The 5920-nt window shown below is 51.8% G+C and carries 5 protein-coding genes; all 5 read left to right on the forward strand.

Features of this window, described 5'->3' with window-relative positions:
• Positions 1 to 154: 154 nt before the first annotated feature.
• The gene (locus tag R6U67_RS07230) at positions 155 to 916 is read left to right on the forward strand and encodes a hypothetical protein (protein ID WP_410251918.1); all 762 of its coding nucleotides are present in this window, start codon (positions 155 to 157) and stop codon (positions 914 to 916) included.
• Between the two features lie 37 nt (positions 917 to 953).
• The gene (locus tag R6U67_RS07235; RefSeq protein ID WP_068790032.1) at positions 954 to 1202 is read left to right on the forward strand and encodes a hypothetical protein; all 249 of its coding nucleotides are present in this window, start codon (positions 954 to 956) and stop codon (positions 1200 to 1202) included.
• 427 nt (positions 1203 to 1629) lie between these two features.
• Positions 1630 to 3705 (forward strand): cation:proton antiporter, encoded by a 2076-nt coding sequence (locus R6U67_RS07240; RefSeq protein ID WP_410251919.1) that lies wholly within the window; start codon positions 1630 to 1632, stop codon positions 3703 to 3705.
• A gap of 53 nt (positions 3706 to 3758) precedes the next feature.
• Complete coding sequence (locus R6U67_RS07245; protein WP_410251920.1) at positions 3759 to 4469, forward strand: hypothetical protein; 711 nt, start codon at positions 3759 to 3761, stop codon at positions 4467 to 4469.
• Between the two features lie 666 nt (positions 4470 to 5135).
• On the forward strand, positions 5136 to 5920 hold a 785-nt coding region (locus R6U67_RS07250; protein ID WP_410251921.1), incomplete at its 3' end, for a TPM domain-containing protein.

Raw genomic sequence — 5920 nt, forward strand, 5'->3', positions numbered from 1 at the left:
ATTTCGTTTTTTATAGTGATTTCAAGATGATCTAATTTATAGAAGTCTTCTCTTTTGATATCTATTTCTTTGGGGGTGGGGGGATTGCGATATAATCAAAGGTCGCTCGATTTGTATGACGGGCTGTTGTAAGTTTTAGGGGGGCGATCGCATCATGGCTATCATCGCATTACGGGGTTGGTATATCGAACAGTACGAACCGTTGTCCGAGTTACGCAAACGTCCCCATGATATTCGCCTCAGCCGCAATAGTTTGTTAAAAGCTGGGTTGCGGGCCGATTTCCTCGAAGAACGGCAAGAGATTGAACAAGCCGAGTGGTTTAATCGCTACCTGGCGGGGGAAGCCATCGAATTCTATATCGAAGGGAGTGGCTCCTATCTCATTGCCAACATTGACCTCAGTAGCCACGAAATCTATTTTACAAAGCAAGAAGGCAGCGCCTATCTCGATCCTAAAATTTTCCTCAGTGTCTCCGAGGCCAACCACAGCCGGCGGCTGATCGAAGTCTTAGACGAGTATATCGCTGACGTGAATCGGCGATCGCGGCTTCCGTTGAGCCTAGACATCTGCAAGCGGCCCGCTGAGGGAGCGACTCGTCTGGGAACCTATCAACTGCGGCAAATTCGCAAAAGTTTATTGTTTATCGCCGACGTCACTCCCCTAGCCGTCAGCAGCGGCGAAACCCCGCAACTGTTACCGAGTGCCAACGTTTGTGTCGAACTCGGCTACGCCTTGCAAGCCAAGCGTGTCGAGCAGATTCTTCTGGCGAAAGTGCGGCAACATGAGGGATCTGGGGTGTTTCCCTTCGATTTACCCAGTTATCAAGAGATTGAGTTTCCCAACCCCGAGGCGATCGCCGATCGGCTTCCCAATCTCCTCGACTCGATGCTACAGCGGTTTGCTTTGGTATCCTGAGAAAGATAGCCTTAAGCGGTCTAGGATTGAAATCACGATGCCAAAACCCAGTGAGTACGCCGTTCACCTCTTTATCAGCGGTGGCCAGAAAGAAGAAGTGCGCTTCCCCTCCATTGAGGACTTTCAGAAGTGGTATGGGAGCGAAGTCAAGCCCAAATCGAAATCCGACGACTTTATCAACGTCCCCCTCAAAAACATTCAGGGGGAATATATGGTGATTCGTCCCTCCGCGATCTTGGCCATGCGCCTCGAACCCATTTTCACCTCCAGCGTCGATCGCTTCTAGGGATTCAGCAGCTCACCTAAGCCTGAATCGCGACTGATTAAAAATTCAAATGAGGTGGGATTCCAAGGGGCGATCGCCTTAACTGACTGATATCTCACAACCGCTCAAGTCTGATTGGCTCTATCATTGAGCGATTAGATAGAAGCGGTGTGCTATGCTCTGTGAACTTGAGTCGGGATAGAGTCCTACCTCTGGACCCATACCGCTTTTGCCTAAAAACGTTTAACTTAACAGGTAATCCATTTAAATTTTGAGGCGATGGCTTAACATGGCGATCGCCGGCTTTCCCTGGCCCCAAACCCAGCCATCGTTCCCACACTCGTGGGCAACTGACTCGTAACCTGACTCGTTAACTGACTTGTCAACTGCCAATCAACACATCAACCGTCAATCCTCTCAAAAGGATGGTCGCTGACCCCCCCAGTTTATGGACGCTTCTTTCGAGATTACAGTTCTAATTGCCCTAACCGTGGCCGCTGGCATCGGCTCACAGGTCCTAGCGGAGTATTTTAAGGTTCCAGGGATTGTCTTTCTACTACTCGTCGGCATTCTCCTAGGGCCAAGTGGCTTAGATTGGTTGCATCCGGCCTTACTCGGAGGCGGCTTAGAAGTCATCGTCTCCCTCGCCGTTGCCATCATCCTCTTTGAAGGAGGCTTAAGCCTAGAACTGCGAGATCTCGGTCGTGTCTCAGGGAGTCTACGCAACCTTGTCAGTGTCGGAACCCTGATCGCCTTTATCGGCGGCGGCTTAGCGGCCCATGCCCTAGCCGAATTTCCCTGGCCCATCGCTTTTCTCTATTCCGCCCTGGTGGTGGTCACCGGGCCAACAGTCGTCGCCCCCCTCCTCAAACAAGTTCAGGTCGATCGCCAAGTGGCCACCCTCCTCGAAGGAGAAGGAGTCCTCATCGACCCAGTGGGAGCCATTCTGGCCGTCTTAGTCCTCGATGTCGTCCTCAACGGCGATGCTGACCCCCTTGGCGTTGCGGTGGGCCTATTCCTCCGCCTAGGCTTAGGATTAGCCGTCGGTGGCCTCGGCGGCTGGTTATTGGGCTACTTTATCACCCGAGCCAATTTTCTCTCGGAAGAAATCAAAAATCTTGTCGTCTTAGCCGGTGTCTGGGTCCTCTACAGTTTCTCCCAGTTCCTCGTCGAAGAATCTGGCTTAATGACCATGGTGGTGGCCGGGTTGGTGATGCGGGCCTCGTCCTTGCCCGAAGAGCGGCTGTTACGGCGCTTTAAGAGCCAACTGACGGTGTTGGCGGTGTCCGTGTTGTTCGTCCTCCTGGCAGCGGATCTCTCGATTCCTAGTATTTTTGCCCTAGGCTGGGGCAGTTTAGCCACCGTCGCCGCCTTGATGTTGGTGGTGCGTCCTATCAATGTCTGGATTTGTACCGCGAATAGCCCCCTGAATTGGCGACAAAAGCTCTTCGTCAGTTGGATTGCACCTAAGGGGATTATCTCCGCCTCCGTGGCCTCTCTGTTCTCGATTTTGTTGACGGAACGGGGGATTAACGGGGGGGATGCCATTAAGGCGTTGGTGTTCCTAACCATCATTGTCACGGTGATGTTACAGGGTCTGACGGCTCGCTGGTTGGTGGGAATCTTGGGACTTGAAGCCACCACGGCCACGGGGGTGTTGATTGTCGGATCTAATCCCCTCAGTCGCTTGATTGCTCGCTTGTTCCAAGAACGGGGTGAGGCGGTGGTGATGATTGATACCAATGCCGAATCCTGTCGTTTGGCAGAAGATCAGGGGGTGAAGGTCTTTCTCAGTAGTGCTTTAGATACGGAGGTTCTCGAAGAGGCGGGGTTAGAGTCGATGGGAACCTTCCTCACGATGACCAGTAATGGGGAGGTGAACACGGTTCTGGCCCAGCGAGCGATGGAGGAGTTTGAACCCCCGCGAACCTTGGCCTTGTTACCCCGTGAGAAAACGGGAACGCCGACGAATAAGGCGAAAATCCGTCAGGCGATCGCCCCGGATTTCCCCTTAAAGATGTGGAACAAGTACCTCGATGATGGGGAAGTGAAGCTGGGGGAAACGCTCTTGCAAGATCATGGTTTTGCGTTCCAGAAGGCTCATTTACAGGCCTTGATTCGCTCTGGGGAGTTGGTGCCGCTGTTGCGGGAACGAGATGGCAAACTTCAGGTGATGTCGGCGGCGGATGCTTGGCAGAAAGGGGATGCGATTATCTATTTATTACACGCACCGAAGCCGAAGTTATTGAAACGTCTCTCGGGGTCGAATCATAGTACAGCCTTGAAGGTTGAGAAATTGGCGGAAGTCGAAGAGGTGGCGATTCCGGTGTCAGTGCGCGAACGAGCCAATGGCCAACCCAATGGCCAACCCAATGGCCAACCCAGCCGTGGCGCAACGGAGGAGCTAGTCGCTCCTGAGAATCAGGAAAAGGCTCAAGGGAAGCCTCGTAAGCGTGGCCGGTTTCCTAAGGGAGGCAAGGTGCAAGAGTCGCCACGGTTCCCGGATGCCAATGAGTCGGTTTGAAGGTCGGCCGGGGCAGGGGTATCATGAATGGGTTGTGTTCGCCCTCCTGTGTTATGGCTGCTGAATCCTCTTATCCTGCTGCTGTTGATGTGACCCCGTCTATTTACAATCGCATGATTGAGCGGGTTCCGGATGAGTGGAAGGAACGGTTCCAAGACCCCCTCAAGTGGGATGATAGTATGCGCGAGCAGGTGGCGGCGGTGTTGCTCCCGGCGGCGGTGTCCGAGGCGATCGCGCGATCGCGAGTTCGAGGCGATCGTGGGGCCATTCTCTATGATCAGAAGGATTTAGAGACGATTATTTACTATATTTCCCAAGGCAACACCGACACGGTTCTCTGGATGGCGACGCCGGAAACTCAGGCGGAGGTGAATGGCTTGGTGGAGTCGTATAATCCTGAGTCGGAGGCGGTTGTGGTGATGGTAGGCGCGGGAACGGTTCAGGTGATGTGGGTGCGCGAGGATGGCAAGATTGAAACCTCGGGGGCCAAGTCGACGAACTCTCTGCCAATTCGTCTGCCAGAGGCGGTGACGATGGCCACGGAGGAGGAGGACGGGGTGTATGCCTACTGCTTTAATCATCAGCAGTTGGGTGAGTTGGGCCGGATTCGCTTGATTCCCAGTGCGACGTCTCGTTTGGAGTTTGAGACGCAGGTTACGCCTGGGGAGACGGAGGCGCAAACTCAGGAGAAGGAGACGGTGTTTGCACCGATTGCTGAGACGATTGTGCAGCGGTTGAAGCAGGCGTTGGCGGAGGGGGAGTAAGTCGGGATGGCTGGATAACGTGAGTTCGGGTTAACCCGAACTCATGTTACCAACAAACGGGGAAAGGCATCTCTGGGATGGAACTCAAGAAAAGGCTTGCGCAGGCGAAGACTGTTTAATCTCGATATAAATCTGGAGATTGTCTTTAATTCACAAAAATATTAGATATTACCCATTATATGTATCCCAGATTGTAGAATATCTTGATTCTCTGAGTGAAAATTAGCTAATTTAAAGTTGCATAGTTCTATAAAAATAATTACTGAAACAAATATAATCTTGGCTTAGAGGCATCAATCCGTTCTAAATCCTAAGAAATATTAAAATTCACTCGATTTTGACAGATTTTATGTCACCCTGGGTACGGGTTAATACGCAAATTTTGCTCTCGGTGACAACCAAAACAATATGAAAAACAGGTCAGTCAATGGGGTCACCACTCGATTCACTGCCGACTGTTTTCCGTTGGAATTGGTCAACTGGGGCGAGATAGCCATTTAACTCATTGACGGACGCAAGGAGGGAGTCATGAAACTCCAATTTCAACCCCATTGGCTCATGAGTAGAGCGATAAAACGATGGGGGCGAAGAGTCGTTTGGGTTGTCCTCTGTTGTCTATCCATCGTCCTCGTTCCAACTCTAAGTTATAGCTTAACCGTCCGAGATGTGCCAAATCCTCAGGAACTTCATGGGACTTGGGTTAGCGATATGGCGGATATCCTCAGTGAGGATACAGAACGACAGTTGAATCAGATGATTTCGGCGTTGGAAGCGGAGAACGGAGCGGAAATTGCAGTGGTGACGGTTGCCAATACGAACTCACAACCGACTCCGAAAGCCTTTGCCACCCGCTTGTTGAATTATTGGGGCGTTGGGAAAGCTGAGTTAGATAATGGGGTGTTGTTTCTCAATTCTGTGGGCGATCGCCGCGTGGAAATTGATACAGGATATGGCATTGAGGAAATTCTCCCTGATGCTCAAGTGGGAGACATTCTCGACCAGGAGATATTACCGAAGTTTCGCAACAATGATTTTGATGCGGGAACCTTGGCAGGGGTAGAAGCCATCATCATGGCCCTATCTGGAGATGTTTTCGCTTCCCCTGCGGGGGTTATCGGCGGCGCTAGATCAGGGATTTCTGTCCGTGAGCTAGTTTACTCGCCCTTATCTTTATATGTCATCTCCGTGATTACTTTGTGTGCAACACCCGTTTGCATCTATAAAAGGACTCGCCGGATTCTAGAGCATCCCCCGAAGTTCCTCCCCATGGGGCGATCGCGTGTTCTAGATCCCAAATGTCATGGACTCTACAAGACGCCCGTGACGTCACTCTATCTTCTTAGCTTTTTCCTTTGCCTGGCCGTTTTCACTTTGACCCTAATCTTAGATCCATCGGGCCGGCTTTGGGTAGCTGCGATGGTGATATTAGGAGTGTTTGTTATCAGTCGATG

This window comes from Sodalinema sp. (genome assembly GCF_046483825.1).
Classification (GTDB): Bacteria; Cyanobacteriota; Cyanobacteriia; order Cyanobacteriales; family Geitlerinemataceae; genus Sodalinema.

Coding starts and splice junctions, on each gene's coding strand:
- R6U67_RS07245 (WP_410251920.1), top strand. CDS start 3,759: ATGGCTGCTGAATCCTCTTATCCTGCTGCTGTTGATGTGACCCCGTCT.
- R6U67_RS07235 (WP_068790032.1), top strand. CDS start 954: ATGCCAAAACCCAGTGAGTACGCCGTTCACCTCTTTATCAGCGGTGGC.
- R6U67_RS07240 (WP_410251919.1), top strand. CDS start 1,630: ATGGACGCTTCTTTCGAGATTACAGTTCTAATTGCCCTAACCGTGGCC.
- R6U67_RS07230 (WP_410251918.1), top strand. CDS start 155: ATGGCTATCATCGCATTACGGGGTTGGTATATCGAACAGTACGAACCG.